This is a genomic window from Oceanospirillum sp., assembly GCF_982874595.1.
On sequence record NZ_CEYNZH010000017.1, the window covers coordinates 1 to 23,103 of the forward strand.

The following is a 23,103-nucleotide window of genomic DNA, read 5'->3' on the forward strand; positions in this document are numbered from 1 at the left end:
TGTTCCTTTCCGGTAAGCGTAAAGATCCGGTGATGACAGCGATGTCTGCCCCACTGGCCGATCCGGCTGTCCGCAAACAGGCTTTGGACTATTTCTCTAACCTGTCCGCCCCTTCGATTAAAGACCTTGAGTATCGGGGTGATCGACTCCGCTTTGATAGCGCAGCTGAAACCCTGGCCTATCAGGGGGACTGGAGCCGTAATATCCCCGCCTGTACCAGCTGCCATGGTGCCAGTGGGATGGGTGTTGGCCATATCCCCCGTCTGGCGGGTCAGCAGGAGTATTATCTGGCTAAGCAACTTCAGGACTGGCAGCAGGGCCTGCGCACCGGTGATCCGATCAATATGATGGGACATGTCGCGGGTGAATTGAGCGCATCTGAGATTAAAGGACTGGCCAGCTACTTCTCTTCTCTGTCGGGTGAGGTGAAAAAATGAAGATGAAACAGATATTGCCTCTACTCGCGCTCGGCTTTGCCAGCAGCCTGTTTTCTCAAGCCGCCTTTTCAGCTGATGCTTTACCGGATCGCCAGCAGGAACTGCCTGCCGTTAAAAAGAAAGCGGATACGGACTATTTAACCCCCCGCTCTCTGGATCAGGTGCCGGATACAGAGTTTGGTGACATGGTCAGACTGGGATACTCCCTGTTTGTTAATTCGCAGCAGATGCGTGGCAAGTATGTTGGTAACGACCAGAACTGTGTTAACTGTCATATGCAGGCGGGTATTAAAGCCAACGCAGCGCCTTTATGGGCAGGCTTTATGGCTTATCCGGCTTATCGTAAGAAGAACGATAAAGTGAACAGTTACGCCGAACGCGTGCAGGGCTGTTTCACCTATTCTATGAACGGTAAGCCACCGGCGTATGATTCACCGGAGATTCTTGCTCTGAGTGCCTACTCCTACTGGCTGGCGATGAGTGGTTTGATGGATCGACACGGTCTTGAGGGGCAACCTGTACCTGAGATCAGCAATGCGATGCTTCAGTCCGGCGGTAAAGATGTTAGCTTCCCGCTACCCAAAGAAGTGGCTGATGCTTTTCCGCTGGAGGAGCGCGGTAAACTGAAAGGTCGGGGGTATCCGAAGATTGCTAATCCGAAGCAGGAACCCTCACCGGAGCGCGGTCTGGTCGTTTACAACCAGTATTGCTCGACCTGCCATAGCGCTGACGGTCAGGGACTGAAAGGGAGTGATGGTTACGCCTATATTCCGCCACTTTGGGGAGCTAAAGCCTACAACTGGGGCGCAGGTATGCACCGTATCAATACGGCGGCTTATTTTATTTACGAAAATATGCCTCTGGGTAAAAGTGCTCAGCTGACGCAACAGCAGGCGTGGGATGTTGCTGCTTATATCAACAGTCACGAGCGTCCTCAGGACCCCCGCTATAAGGGTGATCTGCAGAAAAACCGCGAGCGTTATCACAATCATCAGGGCTACTACGGCCAGAAGATAGGTGGAAAAACCCTGGGTGAGCAGGCTTACCCTAATGGGACGGTTGATCACGAGTAGTACTGCAATACACTCTGCACTTATGCCACCTTTTCAGGTGGCTTTTTTGTTTCTGTACACTTTAACAATCGGCCGGCTTTGTCTGTTGGTTACAACGGCATGATGATAGGTCGCTACGCCGGATGTGGCGGTTTAAAGATCGTGCTCGATTTTACCAAAGCGGAATGCGAGCTCGGCCACTGTACTGGCGGAAAATTTTTTCATCAGACTGGCCCGGTGAACTTCAACGGTCCGTACAGAGATGCAGAGTTTATCGGCAATACAGGCGTTGCGCTGACCTTCGATCAGCAGGCGTAAAATATCAGCTTCACGGGGCGTTAAGGCGTTATAGGCCCTGAGCAGCATCTGTTTTTCTGATTGTTCTACCGACTGCACCAGACCCTCTTCGATAGCGGGTATCAGCAGATCGGCTTTGACGGGCTTTTGAAAAAAGTTCGTTGCTCCCGCCTGTAGGGCTTCTACAGCTAAAGGCACATCGCCAAAACCGGTCAGAAAGATAACCGAGACGGGGCTGTCCAGTTGCCTGAGTTTCTGTTGCAGCTCCCGCCCGTTCAGCTCAGGCATTTGGTTGTCCAGAATCAGGCAGCCGGGAACGTCCGGTTTTAGGCTGTTAAGGAAGCTATGACCCTCCGTGAAGGCTGAGACTTTAAAATCGTAGTCTTCCAGCATCATGGCCAGTGATTCGCAGGCGGCCTGATCATCATCAACGATGTAGACGGGCAGCGCCTTATCCGGTTGTCGCATTCAGTGTTCCTGTTCTTATTTTGTTTGTTGTGTACTTATTTATATTTCTTGTCGGTGGTTATATTTTTTGTAGGGGTTTATCGTCGTTTTAAGGTTGTTTTGCAGCGATCACCCCAGCGTTTTCTGCGTCTCTGCCAGGGGCAGTTTCAGGCTGACCAGGCAGCCATGGGGGCTGATATTTTCAATTCTTAAGGTGCCACCGTGCCGTTCTGCGATATCGCGGCTAATCACCCAACCCAACCCCAGCCCTTCCACCTTGGTCGTCAGAAAGGCCTTCGGATAACCGTCCGTCAGCAGTCCAGTTCCGTTATCCCGGATGGTTATCAAAAGCTCATTATCAGCGCAGGTCTGAGTGACCTCAATTTCTGGCTGATAGCCGGTACCTTGCTGTCCTGTATGACTTGTGGCCTGACCCTCTGCGTGTTGATCACGATATTCGCAACAGGCATCGATTGCATTGCCGATCAGGTTGACCAGTACCTGTTCCAGAGCCACCTGATCTGCGTTAATCAGGGTTTGCGCTGATTCCGGATGCGTGATCAGCCGGATGTTTTGTTCCTTCAGCCGGTGATCCATCAGGCTAAAGCTGGCATCAAGCAGCTGTCCGGGCAGGCATTGTTGTGATTCTCCTTTCGGCTGTTTAATCAGTTGCCGAAGGCGACCTATGATCGCATCTGTGCGATCAAGTTGTGCAACAATTTGTTGCACAACGGGGGTTATTTTCTTCTCCGGGAGGTTTTTCCGCAGGCGAACCTGAATACTTTCGGTAAAATTTCGGATCGCACTTAAAGGCTGGTTCAGTTCGTGGGCAAGGGTTGAGCCGAGTTCATCAAGGATAGCGATTCGCTGGGCGTGCTCCAGCTGGGCCTGTTTATCCGCCAGATCGGTCAGTGTTTTATGCAGCGTCTCCTGACTGCGTCTGAAACTCATCTGCAGCCAGAAATGGTAACCGGCTATCAGAAGGATAAGTGCCAGCACAAGAAAAGCGCTGTCTTTATGGGCGTTCAGCCAACGTAATGCCTGCTTCCAGAAAGGTTTCACCAATGGGTGCAGATCTAAGGTTTCGTAAAGATGGTCCACCGCCAGCAGGCTGACCGGTGTTGTCCAGCCGCTGGTGCCATTAGCTCTGGCAGTGGGCAGTGCCAGTAACTCCCGGGCGATCATTTTGGCGATCTCGGGACTACCATGGGCTGTACGGGCGATGGACCAGTTCGGATAGAGCTGCGTTGTGGTCTGACAGCGATGAGACGGATCATCAGGAGCACCTTCTGGGTTCGTAATTACCCGAAACGCCTCTTTCGGTAACAGGCCACTATCGGTCATTGTTTCCAGTAAACAGACCGGCACAATAGCTGCGTCGACAATACCGTCCCGCAGTTGATAGAGATTGACGTCAACGGGAAAGCCCAGAAAATGCACGTTGCTGAAGAAGCGGTCAGGTGATAGCCCTTGTTCCAGCAAATGATAATGCAGCGTCAGATAGCCGCCAAAAGCTTGTTTAGATACGGCAGCGATCGGCTTGTGGTAGAGATCTTCAAAACGATAAAACGGCGAATCCTGCCTGACGACCAGTGCGGAGCCTATGCCATGGCTGCCCACTCCCGCTTTGGTTTGGGTTGCCAGCCAGGAAAGCTCAAACCTTCGCCCAAGCTGTACCGCCTGCCCTGGGTTGGTAAGGATAAAATCCATATGCCTTTGTTGAACCGCCTGAGCCATGTTGTTCAGGGTCAGGGGGTGCAGCTGAAAGGAGACATCCCTAATACGTTGGCTTAACCCATCAAAGGTGGGTTGCCATTTCTGCAGTGCCAAGGCATCACCGCGGGGAGCCAGTAAGCCAACATGAACAAGCTTTGGGTATGAGCGGCTTTCGGTTGAGGTTGGTGCTTGTATTGATGTTGGTACTGAATCCGCATAGGTTGCGGATCCTCCAAGGGCAAAGGAAGACCCGCAAGCCAGAAAAAGGATCCCTGTTGCCGATGCCAGCCATCTGGCATGAGTTTGAGAACGGTAACGCGAAAAAAAGAATTGAGGCATGGAGTTCCGTTAGCTGGAGATATCAGGGATCGCTAAAATGATGGCAATGATTGTAGTGCCCTCCTCCGCATTCTTAAACCTCCAGTGGGGATAAAACTCCGGTGACTTCGAGCCATAGGAATAAGGGCTAACCAAAAGCAGAAAAGGGGTAAGTAAAAAAGAGTAAAGAATACTATGCAAAGAAGTATCCGTACCCCATGCTGTGAAGCCCGACATCCTTGTCTGGCTATGACTTAAGGGCTGATTTGAACCGATACCCGTAACACAGTATGAAAATCGCTTATGACCGCATAAAAACATCGAAAAAGGTGCTTAATTCCCCATGAGCGTGTAGCGGCAGAATGTTAGCGATATGCTGATCGGGGCGTACAATGACCATGCAGCCCTGCTTACGGTGAATCCCCCGCTCTTCAAAAATATTGTACTGCGCGTCGCACTGGAAGGCTTTTTCGTAATCCCTCAGACCGTACTTACCTTTAGCCGGCCAGACAAAAGCGGGCAGTGTTTCCAGAGTGATATTATGTTGCTGAAAGATGGCATAAACGTCGATCACGGCATCAATATCCTGATCTTCAGCGGTGTATTTTAATATCGGCGAAGCCGGATTGTGTGCCAGATAATCAATTAACCCGGCTGCTGCTGAGTCTTTATCCAATGGGTTCTTCTTATCTGCAAATATAAAGAGACGCCAACGCCCGTCGGCTTTTACCTGATGCCCCAGATGGACGGGGCAGCCATCGGCAATGCGTACGGCTTTTGCGGAATGAAAACGCTGTCCGATCTTAAAGCCCGTCGCCAGTGCCTGATTTTCCTGTCCTGTGGTGATATAGGAAGGGTCATAGCCGATAGAGGTTCCGGCGATAAAACCGTTCTGACGGGTGATAAACTGCTCAATGTCTGCGGTGTTGGTTGTTACTCCTGCTGTATTCTTTTGGGCATTTGGCCGGGTTGCGACAAGGGCAGACATCTCCCGATCAGCATTGATCAGCATAAAGGCGACTTTGCGGCGCTCTTCTTCGTAGGTTTGCAGCAGTTTAGGATCGGATCGCCCCTGTAATACGGCAGCGAGTTTCCAGCCCAGATTGAAGGTGTCCGGTAGAGAGGTATTCAACCCCCACCCTCCCTTCGGGCTATGGGTATGGCAGGCATCCCCTGCGACAAAAGCACGGGGAATAAGATTACCCGGATTACCCACCGGCGTATCGTCAAAACGCTCTGCGACACGCTGACCAACGCCATAGATCGACCACCAGGCAACTTCTTTTACGTCTATCTGATAAGGGTTCAGAATCAGTTTTGCTTTAGCAATTATGTCATCAGGGGTGAGGTTCAGACTACCCGCTCGCTGGTCTTCTCCAAAAAGATCCATCTCGACATAAAGTCTGACCAGATAACCGCCTTCACGGGGGATCACCATTAGTGCACCGTGGTTCTGAGACTGAATAAAGGTTTTAACGCGGATATCCGGAAAGTCCGTAACCAGCAACACATCCATCACGCCCCAGGCCTTGTTGGCAGAATCCCCCTGCATTTCGATACCGAGATTCTTACGCACGGCACTGTGTGCCCCATCGCAACCCACCACAAAACGTGCTTTGACGGTTTCAATGGCCTTGTCTGTTGAGTCAGCAACGCTTTCAAAGGTTGCGGTGATGGCATGGGCATCCAGATCCTGACTCAGCGCCGTATTAACGTCCAACGAAAGCAAACGGCGGCTGTAATGGGGTACCAGATGCGTCACTGAGTTCGCCATGCCTTCCAGTAGCAGATCGTGCAGTCGGGCCTGATTGACAACACCGTGGGTAAATTCAGACAGGCCAAGGCGTGCATCCGGGACTTTGTGGGTGCGTTTGATCTGCTCAGGCTGCTCGGTATCCGGCTCCCAGAAGGCGTTCTGGCGCAGCTGATAGGTCTCTTTCACCAGCATTTCACTGCAGTTAAAAGCTTCCATAATCTCCAGAGTACGGCAGGAGATGCCATCGGCCTGACCAAACAGCATAGGTCCGGTTTTCTGTTCGACAAGGCAGGTTTTGATGTTTGCAAAATCGGCCAGTTGTCGTGCCAGTGCAAGACCTGCAGGTCCGGAACCCACGATAAGCACGTCAACCTCCTTGGGTAGTGCTTTCATGGGTGGTGGTGTTGCAGGCTGACGGGCCTCATCACGGATCTGATAATTACCGGGTTTAAAGCCGTTCAGATGGTATTGCATCCTGATATCCTCTTGTCGTTATTGTTTTGTTCGGTCTGCTGAATGTGCTGATTATTCAATTTCCCATGGGAAAACGGATTGCTTCGATGATGAAAAGCTTAGTTTGATCAAGAAAAAAACCTGTCCCCTAAAAATGGGGACAGAATAATGAGGCTTAAGAATGGAGGATCCGCAGCTGATTCGTTGTGCTTTGGCTTTTGAATCTTTGACTAAATACCTGTATTTTCAGCTTTACAGGAATACCCACATTACCCTTGTTTCAAAGGATCTGAATGACTATGAAATCGAATACACTGAAAACTGCGTTCTTGCTGTGCACTACCTCTTTGTTAACCGCATGCCTCGGTGGAGGGAGTGGAGAGAGTAGCGATAGCGACGGAGAAAGCTCCGGTGGCGACAATGATACCCAGACGATCAGCAATAGCTGTTTCGATCTGAAGACCAGTCAGAAAGAGATGGTTCAGCTGATAAATGAAGCAAGAAGCCAGTCGAGAAGTTGCGGGGCCGAAGGCAATTTTCCGGCGACTGGAGCCATCAGTTGGAATGAGAAACTTTTTTCAGCGGCTAATGCCCACTCTCAGGATATGGTGAAAGAGAATTTCTTCAGTCATACCGGTTCAGACGGTTTGAAATTTAGTGATCGTATGAAATCCGCCGGGTACAGTTATTCCAGTGCGGGTGAAAATATTGCTGCAGGACAAAGTACAACCGCAGCGGTTGTTAATGCCTGGTTAAAGAGTGATGGCCATTGCAAAAATATAATGACATCGACCTACACTGAAATCGGCTCAGCCTGTGTTTCTTCTGATACCGCAGATTATAAAAAGTATTGGACGTTGTTATTGGCTAAGCCTAAGTGATCGTAATTTCTGGTAAGAATATTAATTCTCACTGTAATCTTAAGTAATAATTCGGATGGGCCTTTAAATGATGATCTCACTTTATTGGCCCTTACACCTCTGTCTTGTTGTCATTACTGTTGACGGAAATGCTATCAACTCCCTCAGGAAGCGGCTCCCTCAGTGACCGTTTTCAGGTTGATATCTTATATGTTTAAAGCCTTTATCCCTGTTTTTTAGCATTCCGGTTGCAGCCTGCTATTTCCCCCCCGTTTAGCGCTCATTAGGCTGTAGGCCTTATAATCCGCTGGCCTTCCTTAAAAAAGTTTACAATATATATCTTAAAGCTTACAGAAATCCCTCCCAATAAAAATTAGAGTCCCAACTCAGTTCTGATCGCAATAACCTGCATATTGCGATAGCTGATTAAAACAAGAGGGATGTCTCATGCCGCATATAAGAAAAAGAAAGGCGGAATCAAAAATAGCTGCCTATGAGTCAGAATTGGAAAGTATTTTGACTACAGCCAAGCAAGAAGTAACCCGAACACTGCTACGTATTTTTCTGGTCTCAGCAATTATCACCGTAGTGCTTGTCAAACTTTACTATGGGATAAAACAATGACTGGATTTTCCCCTTGGTTTTTTAATCCTAAGAAACTCTATTTTGCCGCTGCCGTGGCTTCTTTAAGTGGTGTTTTCGTTGGTTTTATAGTGGCTCATTTAATTTAGAAACCACCCTTGCAAGGAAGGCATGATGAAAAAAAATATCAATATAAACAGCTGCAAAAAGTTCTATCTGGCTCTGATTATCTGCATTGCGACAGGTATTCTGCTTGGGCTGATTATTTCCGGTTACAAACTACCTTGAGATTCCCCCTCCCGCTTGCGCTGATCCTCTGAGGATAAATAATGATCAAATGGATTTATAACCACCCCTACCTGACGATTGTATTAGGGGGATTAGTCGGTCTGGGTATCGGCTTGTTGCTCTCGGCATAATGTTTTTCTGAGTCAACGGCCTGGTAAGAAACCAATACGCGCCTTAAACGGTTGAATACAGGGTTTGAACAACCCCTTGTCATTCCGGGTTTCAACCGTTACTATGCGCCCCACTTTCTGATCGCTATTACTTTTGAACACCTTCAAAAGTTGAGCGGTCTTCACCTTCAACTGCAAAGGAGATCGTATTATGTCGTTATTTAACTCCCTTGCAGGCCTCGCCCTCAGTTAATTCTCTTCCTGCTGTTTGCAGGAATATCTGACTGCCCGGGCTCAGTTTTCTGCGGCCTGCCAATTCAAAATCTTTTCTATCCATTTGAAAGAGAATTGGAACTATGGGCACGTCCCTACAAATTCTGTCTGAACATATTACTCTGGTCGCCTCAGCAAATAGCTGGATTGAAGGGTTGGCCATTCAACAATTACACACCACAGCAGCCATGCCGGATATGCAGCAGGTGGCAGGAATGCCGGATCTGCATCCGGGAAAAGGTTATCCGATTGGTGCAGCCTGTTTTAGTGTTGGTCAGCTGTACCCCGCTTTAGTTGGCAGTGATATCGGTTGCGGTATGTCCCTGTGGCAAACAGATCTGGCATGCCGTAAAGCTAAAACAGATAAGCTCGCTAAAGCGCTGACCCATGTCGAGCAGCCCCTAGATGGCAGTTGGCAGTCACTGATTCAGTCTGAAAAAAGCCACCGGGGTATCTCTGCTGACAGCTTTGATGCGTCACTGGGCACCATTGGCGGTGGGAATCATTTTGCGGAATTCCAGCAGGTTGATCAGGTTTTGGATGAGGACCTGTTTGCTGCTTCCGGGCTGAACCTCAGGCATTTGCAGTTACTGGTGCATTCCGGTTCCCGCGGTTATGGCCAGAGTATCCTGCAGCAGCATGTGCAGCAGTTTGGTCATCGGGGACTGGCTGATCACAGTCCTGAACAGCAGGGTTACCTGTTACAGCATAATGATGCGTTGCGCTGGGCCGAGCTGAACCGTTTTCTGATAGCCCGTCGCTTTCTTGAGGCTGTGCGTACCCAGGGTGAGCCGGTGCTCGATGTGAATCATAATTTGGTCTCCCCTTTTACCTACACCGATGGCCTGTCACAACAAGGCTGGCTGCATCGTAAGGGGGCCACACCGGCAGATGTCCCTTTAGTGGTTATTCCGGGCTCCCGGGGTGATTACTCCTGGCTGGTTGCTCCCGAAAGCGATGCTGATCCCAGGGCCCTTTGCTCTCTTGCACACGGAGCTGGCCGTAAGTGGAAACGCAGCGACTGCAAGGGACGCCTGTCCCACCGATACAGTCAATCCGAGATGCAGCGTACAACACTGGGTAGTCAGGTGATCTGTGGTAATAAGGAGCTGCTTTATGAAGAAGCCCCGCAAGCTTACAAAGACAGTCGTCGGGTGATCGATGATATGCTGGAGGCTGGCCTGATCCGGTTGGTTGCACGACTGAAACCGGTGCTGACCTTCAAGACTCAGGGAGGGTGCTGTTAATGTTGTTATTACAATTATCCGCGGGTCAGGGGCCGGAAGAATGCGGCCGTGCGGTCGCGCTGGCTTTTGAGCGAATGCAGGCGGAAGCCCGTCAGTATGATATCGAGCTGCAGATTCTGGAGCGTCAGGATGATCGAAGATCGGGTTGCTATAAGTCGCTCTTAATCGGGATCAGGGGTACTGATGCACTCCCCTTCAGCCAACGTTGGCAAGGGGGATTGCTGTGGGTGTGCCCCAGCCCGTATCGTCCGGCACACAAACGTAAAAACTGGTATTTCAGTGGTGAGCTGTTTGATGCGGAAAAGGATACGCCGTACGAAATCTCAGAACAGAGCATCCAGTATCGCAGCTGTCGAGCTTCCGGAGCGGGTGGTCAGCATGTGAATACCACTGATTCAGCGGTTCAGGCCACACACCTGCCCAGTGGCATCCGGGTGCGGGTAGAAAGCGAACGCAGTCAGCACGCCAACAAAAAACTGGCAAGGCTTCTGATACAGCATAAGCTTGCGACACAAGCCGATGCCCATCGCTCACAAGAGGAGCAGCAGCGTTGGCAGCAACACTGGCAATTAGAGCGCGGAAATCCGCAGCGACGTTTTGTCGGGCCCATGTTTGTTGAGGCTAAACAGGGTTGAGGCTAAACAGGGTTAAGGCGAAACAGCATTGAAACTTAACAGAATTGAAACTAAGTAAGTCGTGTGATTTTACTGAAGGTTTCTGAACAAAGACATTCAACCAACAATGACAAAGGCCGCATTTAGTGCGGCCTTTGTTGTTAGAGCATGACTGTTTAGTCCATTTCCAGCTCTAGCTTGGTTCCCTTTTTGGTTAAAAATACCAGCAAGGCGACACCGGCAACTAACCAGCAAAGGCCTAACGTGATTGCGTGGGTATCCAGACTAATCAAGAGTTTTGCGATACAGACGACACCCAGCAAAGGTGCTACAAGATGCGTCAAGGCGTTTGAAAGCGTGCGTTGTGCAGGCTCCATTTTGAAGTAGGTAACAACCGCGCACAGATTCACAAAGATAAAGGCAAGGAAAGCACCAAAATTAATAAATGAGGTTGATGTCGTAATGTCCATTTTAAGAGCTAACAGACCGACGATACCGACCAAAATGATGCTGATCCATGGCGTATGGAATTTTTCATGTAAAGCACCAAATGCTTTGCCCGGCAGTACACCATCACGACCCATTGCATACAGCAAGCGTGATGCACCGGCCTGAGCACTGACACCAGAAGTAAACTGCGCAACGACCAGGGTTGCTACGAAAATTGATGAGAAGGCGACTCCGCCTATTTGGGCGGCCATATCTGCTGCCGCTGAATCAGATGCAAACAGAGTAATGTCCGGGAAGGCTGTGCCAAGGATAAAGGACGCACCGGCGAAAATGGTTCCGCCTAACAGGGTAACCAGGATAATGGCTTTAGGGACATTCTTTTGAGGCTCTTTGGTGTCTTCTGCCATAGTCGATACCGCATCAAAACCAAGAAACGAGTAACAGGCGATCGCAGCACCAACAAAGGCGAGATTAAAGTCAGGCACTGAGGGGGCTACCTCAGGCTGGTCACCAATAATCGTGATGGCAAGGGCACAGAAAGCGATGATCACGGCTAACTGCAGAATCATAAGTACCAGATTGACTTTTTTCGCGACGCCAAAGCCGATGATATTCAGCCCTGTGGTTAATACGATAAAGGCAACCAGCCAGAACCATCCCGGAATAGCAGGCGCATAAGCTTCCAGATACACGCCCCCGATTAACCAGATCACCATAGGAAGGAACAGGTAGTCTAACAGGATGATCCAGCCAACCAGAAAGCCCAGCTTTTCACCAAATACTTTTGAGACATAGCCGTAGGATGAACCGGACTCAGGAATTTTCTTAGCCATAACTGCATAAGCTATCGCAGTAAATAGCATGGCTATCATCGCAAAGATATAAGAGGTAGCAACCTGACCACCTGACTCTTCATAAATAACACCATACGTACCAAATACGATCATTGGCGTCATATAGGCTAATCCGAACAGTATTAAACCACCCAGTCCTAATGTTTTCTTTAATTCAATGTTATCTCTCATGAGAACCTCTTGTTGTTATAGATTATTAATGTACAAATAATCACGACGGGATTTTTGAACCTGTGTTAAATCAAGTTCTATTGTTTGAATGGTTTCCAGATCGCCCATACGTAAGAGCACTTCACCGAAAGGTGAAACCACTAGGCTTTCGCCAGCGAAGTGACCGCCATGACCAGAACCAACCCGATTACAGGTAACCGCAAAGACCTGATTTTCGATCGCTCTTGCCTGAGTCAATATGAAATGGATATTGGAATAGGGGTGCATATTGCCGTTAGGCATGACAATAAGGTCTGCCCCAGCCTGCGCAAGCTTGCGGCTACCTTCCGGGAATTCGAGGTCAAAGCAGATTTGCGCCCCGATTTCGGTGTTTTTATGGGTTAACAATGGGCACTCATGGCCCTTAGTGAACACTCCGATATCATCCAGCCACAGATGGGCTTTGCGGTGTAAAATCTGCTGTTCGCCATCGCTTAATAAATAGGCACTGTTGTAATAGCCCAAGTCGTGCTGCTCAATATGGCCCAGGACTATTTTTGTCGATAAGCCCTCAGACGCCGACGCGATACGCTCTAAAGCGTTTTTTGATTTTAAATAGGCGGGTTGTACCTGATCTTTTGTAGGGAAACCGGTAATCGCTAATTCAGGGAATAATAGAATATCTGAATCTTTATTTTCGGTGATTACTTTTATTATTTTATCGGCATTCGCATCATAGCTATGATCCGTAATATCGATCTGAGCAATTGTTATTTTCATAATTCAATCGTTATGTTAGCCAGTGTGCTTTTATTGTTGGCTATTATCACGACGTAAATAAATGAGGATTTTCTGCAAACGGCATGAGTAGTTATACCTATTGCCTGCGGAGCGCTCTGGGGCCAAACTAGTGAAAAAAGGTCTGCAAGTGATAACAAGACGCCAATTTCTGATCTGTTTTTCCGGGCTCATGGGGAGTTCAAACCTCTCTTTTGGCGCTGCTTCTCCTGCGGAACTGCGCTATTTGTGCTGGGATGGCTATGATCAGCCCAGTTTGCTTGTCCCATTTGAAAACCTGCACAGGTGTTCGATACGTCCTGAAATCATCAGTGACAGCCCCGCTGCCTTTGCCAAGCTCGATCAGGGTGGTCACCGTCAATACGATATGGTCTCTATTGATAGTCCCTGGTTAGAACGCCTTGATCAGGATGCTGTTCTTGCGATGCTTCCCAAAAGCTTTTCTGCGAACGCTGCTCAAGTGTATTACCCGGAGTTAACCGAGCTTTTTTTCGATGATGGCGACGGGAATGCAAACTGGCTGCCCACTCAATGGGGTTGGATCGGCCCCACGATCAATACCCGCTTTGTTAAAGAAGAAGACTACCGGAGTTATGCCCCGTGTTTCCGTTCTGAGAACAAAGGCAAAATCGGCATTATGGACTGGGGGGATTGGCCCATGCTGCCAATCTCTCTGTATTTAGGCATAAACCCTTATGAATCACTTGATGACTATGCGATCAGACACTTGCAGGAGGCATTTCGTGCTTTGTTTAAAAACCAGCCGGTTTTTATTTCAAATGTTGCATTAGGACAGAGAGCACTACTTGATGGCAGTGTCCATTCCTTGATCGGAACAGGAACCTATCTGACTTCGGCCATGCGACGCGCGGGACTCAAGCAGATTAAAACGACGATTCCTGACATCAGAAATGGCATGCCCCAGTGTATCGTCTGGACGGAGGGTTCCGGAGCAATAAAAGACCAACCCTATGAAGCGCTTAGCCTTCAATGGGTGGACTATATCGCCTCCGAACAAGCAGCTTTTCACCTGTCTTACAATGGCCCCACTTGTAACCTTTCACCCTATATGACGGCCTCGGAACGCTATTCGAAAATACAACAGGATACGTTGCAGTTATCTGATGTGCCTGATTTGTGGCCAAACAGTCTTGCGCACCGAACGGTTCCCAGTATCGCGAGGATGCTTGAGGCCTGGCAAACCGAACTGATGAGATCGTTATGATATTGACTTGCAGATTTCTGGTCGCCGGCCTGCTGATGCTATTAAGCGCTGTGTCATTAAGTGCCGCTGCGAGTGCGGAGGAGAATAATAAGGGGCAGCTCGATATCCTGCTTTATCAATGGCAGGTGTTGGATTCTTCCGGATCTATGTCGGATCTGCCCTACCCCGCTTCTGACTGGCAACCGCTTCAGCATTGGAACCCCCCTTTGTGGCACATTCCCCGTCTGAAAAGCCGTTGGTTTAAGGCTAATTTTCGGGTTGGCTGGCACCATAAAACAACATCTCTGGCGATTAGCCTTGGGCCATTGTTTTCTTCCGCGGAAGTCTTTGTTAATGGGGTTCGTATCAATTCCTTATCTGATGGTACGTTAAAGCATTTCCGTCGTTCTCAGACTCAGATATTCCCTCTGCCCAGCCAAAGGTTATGGTACAGCTTCCTGGATTTCCAAAAAGACAATGAGCTACTGATTCACTTACAAAGTGATAAAGAGCCACTGACGATAAATCCCGGTAGTGTCATTATCGACAACTATGACTTTCTGGCGCTTAAAGCTAAAGACTCCGATACTCTACTGAAAATCGCCCAAGGCGCTATGATCGGCCTTCTGGTTTCATTTGGGCTGTTTTCGGCATTCTTGCGGGCTGTTGGGTTTAAAGAACGCGACAATATCCTTTTCGGCCTGTTTGTCACCAGTGTTGCCCTGATGATCTTTTCAAATTCTCTGCTTTTATCGGATGAATTGGGTTATCAACTGGCTCAATCGGCCCTGCCCTGGATGCTGGCTTCGCTTTCTGTATTCACCCTTGCGGGGCTTTATTCTGAACAGCATAAATTATCACCCTTTGCGAAAGCTCTGCTGCTCTCCAATTTACTGCTGCTTGCTTTGTTAGCGTTAGAATCAACCGTGAGTTCTGAAACAGAGTTCCTCAAATCCCTTTGTTTGCTTTCCTATATCGGTGTTTTAACCGAAGTTTATGGCAAGAAGATTCGATATTGGCGACTGTTGAAGCTCGAACATACGGGGATTTTTCTGGTGCTTACGGGGGCTGTTCTGGATCTGTTTTGGGCGCTGGATTACAGTCCCGTCAAACCTCTGGAAATGTCACTGTTTGTTGTAGCCTTTGGCCTGCTTTTTAATGTTGCTCTCAGATTCCGGCAGATGGCTAAATCCCTGCTGACGCTTTCAAACCGGTTAGTGTCGATTCGCGAGATGGAGCGTGCCCGACTGACCCGGGATATTCATGATGGTGTCGGGCAAGGGCTGTCTACTCTTAAACTGTTGATTAATCTGAATGCTAAAAAGCTGGAGCCGGAGCTTAGTGAAACTTTGCAGACTGAAGTGGCGATTACATCCAATACCCTCAAGTCTGTGATTCGTAACCTGAAGCCCATAGAAGTTGCCTCAGGATCACCGACGCAATCTATTATCAGTCTGGCAACCCATAATTGTGGGCTGGCGAATATCAGGCTGAACGTGAATAAACAGGATAATGTCAGGCTTTCAAAGGAGTGTGCCTATCAGGTCTACCGGATTGCACAGGAGGCCCTTAATAATGCCATTAAACACAGTGAGGCCAGTCTTATCACTCTGAGTCTGGAGGCAGAAACACATCACTTTGTCGTGACTATTGCGGACAATGGTAAGGGTGTTGTTCTTGGGCAGTCTCATCATGATAGCTATGGTATGAATTCTATGCAGGAACGAAGCATGATCATCGGTGCAAAGATTAGTATCCGGAACCTTGCTGAGCAAGGCACCCTTGTCCGTTTAGAGGTCCCCTATCATGATTAAGGCCGTTATCGTTGATGATCACGTCATCTTCCAGCAGGGGGTTAAAGCCTTGCTTGAAGAATCCAATAAGATTCATGTGATTGATATGGCAACCAATGCACCGGATGCCGAGCGGATTATTATCGGCAAACAGCCCGATGTTTGTGTTTTGGACATCTCACTGGCAAATGGCAATGGAATTGAGTTAGCAGAGCGTTTGCGCATTCGCGGGTACAAGGGCTCAATCGTGATGCTGACCATGCATACTGAACTGAAGATATTTAAGCGGGCATCTGCCATTACCAAAATTGACGGCTATGTGCTGAAGCTGGATGCTTCGGAAGATCTGGTTAATGCGATTATGGGAGCGCAACAAGGCCAGCGGTTTGTCAGCCCTGCCATTGCCCATGAAATGGCCTGGCAGAGTTCTCAGCTTGAACCGGAATCTCCGCTGTCCCAACGGGAGCAGGAGGTTCTGACACTTGTTGCTGAAGGCCATGGCAGTGATGCGATCGCCTCAAGACTTGGCCTTAGCAAGCGTACCGTTGATAATCACAGAGCCAATATCAAGCGTAAACTGGGCTTTAATAACACCGTTGAGTTGATTCGGTATGCGATTGAGAATGACCTTCTGATGACGATCAAATAAGTCGTTTACCCTGATTTGCTGAAAAACAAGTATAAAAAACTCCGGCTAAATGCCGGAGTTTTCTGTTCAGCACCAAATGCTTAGGATCGTGCCCTAGCTTTATTCCCCTTTGAACTGAGGAATAATGTGCTTACCGTATTGAGCAATAATGTTCTCTTCGTCGCCGTTATCCAGGTAGATATTAAACTGAGTCGTTCCGGCTTCTTCCAGATGACGGATCTTAGCGATATGGTCTTCAACACTACCCAGAATACAGAAGCTTTTTACGATATCTTCAGTGATAAAGTCCAGATAGGGGTTATCGCTCTGACCGTGCTTGGAGTAATCGTAGCCGCGTCGTTTCTCGATATAGTCCGTGAGACTGCGGGGAACTAAGCCTGAGTCGTTGCCATATTTTTCGACGATATCCGCCACATGGTTACCCACCATCGCCGGGAACCATTTGGTGTGCTCGATGCAGTAATCCATATCACCGAAATAAGCTGGCGCGGCCGCCTGAATCTTAAAGTCACTCATGTCACGGCCGGCTTCTTTGCCCGCAGCTAAAGCCTGATCGCCAAACCATTTCACAAGGCTGGGGTCGCCAATCTGCAAAATCAGACCATCACCCACTTCACCGGCTGTTTTCAGGGCTTTAGGGCCATAGGCACCAATCCAGACCGGTAGTTCATAACCTGTTGCCCAGGGCAGTTTCACCGGCTGCTCACATTCACCATATTCAACTTCTTCACCGCGCACCATCGCTTTCACTTTTTGGGTGAACTCTGCCACACGGGCCAGCGGTGCGGGCTTCTTGCCCATAACCCGCATTGATGAGTCACCGCGGCCCAGGCCGATATCAAAACGGCCGTTACTCTGGTGCGCCAGACTGGCATACAGGCTGGCAGCCAGGGACCAGTCACGGATGTTAGGGTTGGTGACGCAAGGTCCGAAGCGCATTTTGGTGGTGTGCTCCATACACATCGCCATCGCAACGAAGGATTCGCGCCAGAGGATATGAGAATCGTAAAACCAGCAGTAATCAAAACCTGCAGCTTCCGCCTGACGAACCAGATTACGGGCGCGGTCCGGACTTACAAAACCTTTAAAAGTGATGCCAAATTCCATGATTATTACCTCAGATAGTTGTGTTTCTTGTGTTTTTTATCGGGTTTAAACGTCAGTCATTCGTGTTCAGGTGGGCAGATGCGAATCCCGGCATGAGAGAAAGGCACCTCTTTTGAAATATTGAGGCGGATCAGAATCGGGGTGATCGCTTCGATACAGCGGGCACTTTCGGCCAACCCTGCGTTATAGGCGGATGTTCCCAACTTTTCGCAAAGGGCCATCACCTGCTTCTTGGCTTCAAGGTCGTTTCCGCAAACCAGAATGTCGCAGTTGATCGGGTTATCCAGATTGTTAAGGGTTACAGCAGAAACATTGTGCAGTGCCCCGACGACGGGAATGGTTTCACCCAGCAGGCTTTGCGCCGCCTCAGTTGCTGAGCCTTCCGGTGGCATGGCAACTGCTTTCGGGTTGCCCTCTGCCAGTGGAACGACAATATCCACCAGAATTTTGTCGGCCAGTAAGGGTTTAATCTGCTCCAGTGTCGCGTTATGCGCAGCGTAAGGAACGGAGAGAATGACGATGCCGTCGCTGGCCTGAACGGCGGTTTCAATATCGCAGCCGCTCAGATGCTGACCATCCAGTATTGTGTTCAGCTCACCTGCCAGGGTTTCTGCTTTCTGACCGTCTCTTGAACCGATAACGACATCAACACCAGCACGTGCAAAGCGTTTTGCTAACCCTTTGCCCTGAGGGCCTGTTCCACCAATAATGGCAATTTTCATCGGAATAAATCCTCTTGTTGTGCTCGGATCAGGTCCTGACCTGAGCTGTCAGTGACTTGCCAATCAAGTCCACGAAAAACAATGACGGGGGTTTGAGCGCTCTTCTCCATCAGTAATCCGGATGCAGCCGCAAGCTCATCCCCCAGTGCGGGAGCGGTCACAGTGAGAGGCCGTCCATAAGCGTCGGTATCTCCGGCCATGATGTTCAGGGCAGGCACATTGGCGACACCAATAGCAACGTTGGTTTGCCCCAGTCGCCAGGGGCGGCCAAAGGTGTCGCTGATGACTATGCCCAGAGTGACGCCAAAGTGATGCTCGAGAGCATTAGCGAGTTCTCTGGCGCTTCGGTCCGGGTTTTCAGGTAGGGTGATCAGCAGATCAGGATCGGCAGAATTCGATTCATCCACCGCTGCGTTAGCACAGATATAGCCACGGTTATGCTCAGCAATCAGTACACCTTCCCGCTCGGGCTGATGCCGCACGGCCCGAAGAATACGTTTGGACTGATCAAGAATGACCTGAACTTTACGCGGGTCTTTGCCGACGCTTTCTGCAACCTCAAAAGCTTCAGCCGTTGGCGTGACGTCTGAAAGGCGTCGCACGGCTCCTTCGCACTTGGATACCACCTTATGGGCAATCACAAGAATGTCTTTATCAACCAGTTGAGTCCGGGTCTTCTCAAGGTGGTTAATCAGTAGCTCAGCCAGACTATCCCCCGGCTGAAAGTCCGGTAAGCCCTCCAGTCTGAACATGTAAAGACTGTCTGAAGGGGCGTTCTTCGACACGGAGTCAGGCATGGCATGGCCCTCCGGAACGCTGAGAAACCTCGCTTGCCGAGGGCATTGCTTTTGCTGAGAAAAACAAGGGGACCTTACCAAAACCTGCCAGAGCGCTGCTGTTGGCCTGCTGCGCGATAGCCAGATCAGTTGCTTTATCAATATCTACCGCCATCAGTGGCAGTTTGAGTACGCAGACTTTCAGGTTGGCTTTGGTAGCCTCCCTCTGATGGGCTTGAGCGGAGTTCAGTCCGAACCGGAACCGGATCGCATTGGCAGGCTGGACTAAAAGTGCATTAGTCCCCCCATCATTGGCTTCAGCCAGAATCAGGTCGTACTGCTTGTGATACTGCAGCAGACGAGACAGCTCATCATGACTCAGAAAAGCCAGATCAGCCGGCAGCATTACCATCCCTTTGTAGCCCTGTCGGGTTATTTCTGATGCTGCCAGCTCCATTGCGCTGTTCAGTCCGGCGTCATCAGACTGCAAAAGCGTTTTGCATCCCAGGGTCTCTGATGTGGTGAGAACATCCTGACTTTCACTCACGACCAGGACGTCATACTTAGGAAAGTGCTGCCTTAAATAGTGAAGCGTGTGCTGATAGAGCTGACGGGCCAGCGCTGTGCGTTGCGGGTGATCCAGAACATCCGATAAACGCTGTTTGGCGCAGCTTGGGGATTTCACCGGAACCACAAAGCAGAGTTCCGCTTTATTGTCCTGAAAAGGCTTAACGGTAAGGTTCATAACGTGGCCTCCTTTTGGGCAAGCAGCCCTCGGGATTGCTCCAGAGCCCACTGTATCGATGCAGTAATAACCTCTTTTTTATCCCGCAGCGTTGTCATCAGCGTATTTATGCTAAGGACCTTGATGCCTGTCGCCTCAATGGCCTGAGCATCCGGCTGATCCTGTTGATCGATCACCAGTGCGTGGATCAGATCCGAGTAGTGTTCTGCCAAGGCGATGTTTCCGGCATCTTTTCCCATGGCCCGCATCATTCTGTCTGCGGGGCCTTTAACCGTTTTACCGGTGATAAAGGGAGAAATAGCGACAACAAAGGCGTTGCTGTCCTGTATTGCCTCACGAATGCCCGGCACCGCTAAAATAGCGCCTATGCTGACCAGCGGGTTACTGGGAGCCAACAGGATAATCTCACTTCGGGAAAGCTGATTAAGTACCTTGTCGGTTGCGTTAGCCTGTTCAACCCCAGAGAAACGGATATCTTCAATGTCAGGCCGGCACTGCTCGCGGACAAAATAATCCTGAAAACTGTGCCACTGATCGGCGTAATAAAGCTGAGTGGGCACGGGGGCATCGGTTGGCGGCATAATGGGCAGGGTAACCTTGTAACGGGTGGCCAACTGCTCCGTCACTTCGGTTAACGTCTGCCCCTTATTCAGCGCCATTGAGCGGTAGATGTGGGTAGCAAAATCCTTATCACCCAACGTCATCCAGGTATCACAGCCCAGATCCTTCAGGCCGGACAACACCTGATAGCTTTCCTCTTTAAGGCCCCAGCCCTTGTTCCTGTCGATCTGATCAGACAGGGAGTAAATCAGGGTGTCGATATCAGGGCAGACCTTCAGTCCATGAAAGATCTCATCGTCACCGATATTGGCGATAACGGCGGCTTTTTCCGCATAAGGTGAGGCCTGTAAGCCTTCCGCAGCCTTGGCTCCGCCCACACCACCGGCCAGAAGGGTAATCGTGGGGCAATCAGACACTGGCACCTGACTTAAAACCGATTGAAGACTCGTCATACAGCCTCTCCTGCCACAGTTCCTGCCAGAGTAACCTCTGAGGCCGTAGTCGCCGGATTAAGCGGGATTGAATCGATGGGAGACGGATAGGTTTTCAGCGTTTGGTACAGGGTGCCGCGCTGAACCGGTGTTAAACCGTTGGCCTGAATATTAGCGACCATATCGGAAGGCAAAACTTCCTGCCCATGGGTTCCCCCGGCAGCGCGGGAGATACTCTCATCCATCAGGGTTCCGCCTAGGTCGTTCACACCCGATTTCAGTAATGAGGAGGCCATTCCCGGCCCCATCTTCACCCAGGATGACTGAATATTGTCGATCTGCCCCTGCAGCATCAGGCGGGCAACCGCATGCATTTTGATATGTTCATCGGTCGTTGGCCCGGCACGAACCACGGTTGGATTGTCGTTGTACAACGCGGTTTCGTAATGGATAAATCCCAGGGGGACAAACTCGGTGAAGCCTTTTGTTTGCTTCTGAATTGAGCGAATCAGAGCCATGTGCTCTGCCCAGTGTTCAGGGCCGTCGATATGGCCGTACATAATGGTTGCCGTAGTTGGCACACCGACACTGTGAGCGGCCTTTATGATGCGCACCCATTCATCAGTGGTGAGTTTGTTTTTGGTCAGCTGACTTCTGACCTCGGTATCCAGAATTTCGGCAGCGGTGCCCGGCATAGAGCCGAGCCCTAATGCTTTTAATTCTGCGAGAAAATCAGCGGGAGCCATGCGGGCTTTTTTTGAGCCATACCAGATCTCAAAAGGTGAAAAGGCATGAATATGAATATCAGGGACACGGGCTTTCACATGGGAAATTACGCCACGGTAATAATCCGCATCAAGATCCGGGTGCAGTCCACCCTGAATACAAACCTCCGTAGCGCCCCGCTCCCAGGCTTCAGCAGCCCTGTCGGCAACTTGCTCCAGTGAGAGAAATTCAGCACCTTCATCACCTTTGTGTTTGGCAAAGTTGCAGAACTTACAGCCCATGTAACACACGTTGGTGAAATTGATATTGCGTGTCACCACAAAGCTGGCACATTGCCCCTTTATGCGTTGACGAATCTGATTAGCGGTATCGCAGAGCATGCGTGTTTCTTCAGGGTTGCCCTTAAACAATAAGATAGCGTCATCTTTACTCAGCTCTGTTCCGGCCAGAGCCTTGTCCAATACGGCACGGTATTCTTCACGAATCGCTATATCTGCGGTTTTAAACGGTGCATTCATGCTACTAGCCCTCTTGAGGTGAGTTCTGTCTGTTGAAGCCACTGAACTTTTTGATTGAGTTCCGGTGTCAGAAATTGCTGGTTGGCTGAGCTAAATGCGGGATAAATTGTCAGGCGTTCGACAAGACGGTACCCCTTACCCAGACAGGCCTGAGTCAGGCTGTTGATGTGGGGCCAGGCCCTTTCAGGATTGATAAAGTCACGGGTAATCGGTGAGATTCCACCCCAGTCGTTGATGCCTGCCGAGAGATAAGCACCATATTCCTGTTCCAGATTTGGCGGAGCCTGCAGACTGATTTCAGGGGGTAATATGAGCCTCGCAACCGCTAGAGTACGCTTCATATCATCAAGATCCGGTTCAGTGCAGTTGGCCATTGCGGTGCCCTGCTTCGCCCGGAAATTCTGTACGATCACTTCCTGAATGTGGCCATAGGTGTGATGAATATCCCTTATCAGAGCCAAGCTGTTGACTCTGTCTTCCCAGGATTCACCGATACCGATAAGAATTCCTGTGGTAAAGGCGATACCGAGTTCGCCGGCGGCTTCTAAAGTGGCTATTCGACGCTTTGGTGTCTTATCCGGGCAGCCGTGATGCGCCTGTCCCGGCTTCATCAGCGCTAACGAGCTGTTTTCCAGCATCATGCCCATGCTTGCGGCATAGGGTTTAAGGTTTTTTAGCTCAGTTCTGCTCAGAGCTCCGGCGTTGATATGAGGCAACAAACGTGTGTGTGATAACACCTGATCACACTGGCTTTGCAGATAATCCAGAGTGGATGCGTAACCAAGATGCTCCAACCATTGGCGGGCTTTAGCGTGTTTCTGTTCAGGTTTTTCACCCAGACTAAACAGAGCTTCACGACAGCCTGAGCGATCTCCCTGAAGAGCAACGGTTAAGACCTCCTCAGGCGTCATATAGTTAGCGCTTGGGCTGTCAGGGCTTTGGACGAAGGTGCAGTAACCGCAGGAATCGCGGCACATATTCGTTAAGGGAAGGAAGACTTTTGGTGAATAGGAGACCTGTTTGCCCCACTGCAGATCACGAACGGCTGATGCCTGCTCGCATAAAGCATGCAGATCCGGGCCAGTGGCGTTTTTATAGCTGTAGGCATCAGCAATACTGATCATGGTGCACCGCCAAATTGTTGTGAAGAAAAAGTTTTACCGTTTGGT

At 49.8% G+C, this 23,103-nt stretch carries 20 protein-coding genes; 8 read left to right on the forward strand and 12 right to left on the reverse strand.

The genetic code is table 11. From position 1 onward, the window contains the following. A partial coding sequence (locus AC4GL5_RS09520; RefSeq protein WP_490382544.1) for a c-type cytochrome occupies window positions 1-437 on the forward strand: 437 nt, incomplete at its 5' end. Between the two features lie 2 nt (window positions 438-439). Beyond that, complete coding sequence (locus AC4GL5_RS09525; protein ID WP_490382545.1) at window positions 440-1,510, forward strand: c-type cytochrome; 1,071 nt, start codon at window positions 440-442, stop codon at window positions 1,508-1,510. A 132-nt stretch (window positions 1,511-1,642) separates the two neighbouring features. On the opposite strand, the gene AC4GL5_RS09530 is transcribed toward AC4GL5_RS09525, so the two are convergent. The 3 genes from AC4GL5_RS09530 to AC4GL5_RS09540 form a co-directional block, all read right to left on the reverse strand. Continuing rightward, on the reverse strand, window positions 1,643-2,254 hold the full coding sequence (locus AC4GL5_RS09530) for a response regulator transcription factor (protein WP_490382546.1): 612 nt from the start codon (window positions 2,252-2,254) through the stop codon (window positions 1,643-1,645). Window positions 2,255-2,362: 108 nt separating this feature from the next. Next, on the reverse strand, window positions 2,363-4,288 hold the full coding sequence (locus AC4GL5_RS09535; protein WP_490382547.1) for a sensor histidine kinase: 1,926 nt from the start codon (window positions 4,286-4,288) through the stop codon (window positions 2,363-2,365). Between the two features lie 280 nt (window positions 4,289-4,568). After that, complete coding sequence (locus AC4GL5_RS09540; RefSeq protein WP_490382548.1) at window positions 4,569-6,497, reverse strand: FAD-dependent monooxygenase; 1,929 nt, start codon at window positions 6,495-6,497, stop codon at window positions 4,569-4,571. 278 nt (window positions 6,498-6,775) lie between these two features. On the opposite strand from AC4GL5_RS09540, the gene AC4GL5_RS09545 reads away from it, so the two are divergent. From AC4GL5_RS09545 to prfH, 3 genes are all read left to right on the forward strand, one after another. Then, window positions 6,776-7,357: a CAP domain-containing protein gene (locus AC4GL5_RS09545; protein ID WP_490382549.1), complete on the forward strand. Its 582-nt coding sequence runs from the start codon at window positions 6,776-6,778 to the stop codon at window positions 7,355-7,357. A 1,315-nt stretch (window positions 7,358-8,672) separates the two neighbouring features. Next, a complete protein-coding gene (locus tag AC4GL5_RS09550; protein WP_490382550.1) occupies window positions 8,673-9,836 on the forward strand; it encodes an RNA ligase RtcB family protein in 1,164 nt (387 codons plus the stop codon). Beyond that, window positions 9,836-10,471 (forward strand): peptide chain release factor H, encoded by a 636-nt coding sequence (gene prfH / locus AC4GL5_RS09555; protein WP_490382551.1) that lies wholly within the window; start codon window positions 9,836-9,838, stop codon window positions 10,469-10,471. The genes AC4GL5_RS09550 and prfH overlap by 1 nt, the downstream gene beginning before the upstream one ends. Window positions 10,472-10,626: 155 nt before the next feature. On the opposite strand, the gene AC4GL5_RS09560 is transcribed toward prfH, so the two are convergent. Together AC4GL5_RS09560 and AC4GL5_RS09565 are read right to left on the reverse strand one after the other, a co-directional pair. Beyond that, window positions 10,627-11,925 carry an APC family permease gene (locus AC4GL5_RS09560; protein WP_490382552.1) on the reverse strand — a complete coding sequence of 433 codons (1,299 nt, stop codon included), beginning with the start codon at window positions 11,923-11,925 and terminating at the stop codon, window positions 10,627-10,629. Window positions 11,926-11,940: 15 nt separating this feature from the next. Beyond that, window positions 11,941-12,684 (reverse strand): nitrilase-related carbon-nitrogen hydrolase, encoded by a 744-nt coding sequence (locus AC4GL5_RS09565; protein WP_490382553.1) that lies wholly within the window; start codon window positions 12,682-12,684, stop codon window positions 11,941-11,943. Between the two features lie 130 nt (window positions 12,685-12,814). On the opposite strand from AC4GL5_RS09565, the gene AC4GL5_RS09570 reads away from it, so the two are divergent. Genes AC4GL5_RS09570 through AC4GL5_RS09580 form a run of 3 tightly spaced genes read left to right on the forward strand, consistent with a single transcriptional unit; the run spans window position 12,815 to window position 16,348 of the window. After that, a complete protein-coding gene (locus AC4GL5_RS09570) occupies window positions 12,815-13,927 on the forward strand; it encodes an ABC transporter substrate-binding protein (RefSeq protein ID WP_490382554.1) in 1,113 nt (370 codons plus the stop codon). After that, entirely contained in the window at window positions 13,924-15,720 is a 1,797-nt protein-coding gene (locus tag AC4GL5_RS09575; protein ID WP_490382555.1) for a sensor histidine kinase, read from the forward strand. Before AC4GL5_RS09570 ends, AC4GL5_RS09575 begins: the two co-directional genes overlap by 4 nt. Further along, window positions 15,713-16,348 carry a LuxR C-terminal-related transcriptional regulator gene (locus AC4GL5_RS09580; protein ID WP_490382556.1) on the forward strand — a complete coding sequence of 212 codons (636 nt, stop codon included), beginning with the start codon at window positions 15,713-15,715 and terminating at the stop codon, window positions 16,346-16,348. The genes AC4GL5_RS09575 and AC4GL5_RS09580 overlap by 8 nt, the downstream gene beginning before the upstream one ends. 99 nt (window positions 16,349-16,447) lie before the next feature. Here AC4GL5_RS09580 and AC4GL5_RS09585 read toward each other — a convergent pair whose 3' ends face one another. The 7 genes from AC4GL5_RS09585 to cofG are packed head-to-tail and all read right to left on the reverse strand — an operon-like array spanning window position 16,448 to window position 23,058. Then, window positions 16,448-17,455: a TIGR03842 family LLM class F420-dependent oxidoreductase gene (locus AC4GL5_RS09585; protein ID WP_490382557.1), complete on the reverse strand. Its 1,008-nt coding sequence runs from the start codon at window positions 17,453-17,455 to the stop codon at window positions 16,448-16,450. Window positions 17,456-17,511: 56 nt separating this feature from the next. Then, complete coding sequence (gene npdG, locus AC4GL5_RS09590; protein ID WP_490382558.1) at window positions 17,512-18,177, reverse strand: NADPH-dependent F420 reductase; 666 nt, start codon at window positions 18,175-18,177, stop codon at window positions 17,512-17,514. After that, window positions 18,174-18,974 carry a coenzyme F420-0:L-glutamate ligase gene (gene cofE, locus AC4GL5_RS09595; protein ID WP_490382559.1) on the reverse strand — a complete coding sequence of 267 codons (801 nt, stop codon included), beginning with the start codon at window positions 18,972-18,974 and terminating at the stop codon, window positions 18,174-18,176. Before cofE ends, npdG begins: the two co-directional genes overlap by 4 nt. Further along, window positions 18,967-19,698 carry a 2-phospho-L-lactate guanylyltransferase gene (gene cofC / locus AC4GL5_RS09600; protein WP_490382560.1) on the reverse strand — a complete coding sequence of 244 codons (732 nt, stop codon included), beginning with the start codon at window positions 19,696-19,698 and terminating at the stop codon, window positions 18,967-18,969. The genes cofE and cofC overlap by 8 nt, the downstream gene beginning before the upstream one ends. After that, window positions 19,695-20,711 (reverse strand): 2-phospho-L-lactate transferase, encoded by a 1,017-nt coding sequence (gene cofD / locus AC4GL5_RS09605; RefSeq protein ID WP_490382561.1) that lies wholly within the window; start codon window positions 20,709-20,711, stop codon window positions 19,695-19,697. The genes cofC and cofD overlap by 4 nt, the downstream gene beginning before the upstream one ends. Beyond that, the gene (gene cofH / locus AC4GL5_RS09610; RefSeq protein WP_490382562.1) at window positions 20,708-21,934 is read right to left on the reverse strand and encodes a 5-amino-6-(D-ribitylamino)uracil--L-tyrosine 4-hydroxyphenyl transferase CofH; all 1,227 of its coding nucleotides are present in this window, start codon (window positions 21,932-21,934) and stop codon (window positions 20,708-20,710) included. The genes cofD and cofH overlap by 4 nt, the downstream gene beginning before the upstream one ends. Then, on the reverse strand, window positions 21,931-23,058 hold the full coding sequence (gene cofG / locus AC4GL5_RS09615) for a 7,8-didemethyl-8-hydroxy-5-deazariboflavin synthase CofG (protein WP_490382563.1): 1,128 nt from the start codon (window positions 23,056-23,058) through the stop codon (window positions 21,931-21,933). The genes cofH and cofG overlap by 4 nt, the downstream gene beginning before the upstream one ends. Window positions 23,059-23,103 lie beyond the last annotated feature (45 nt).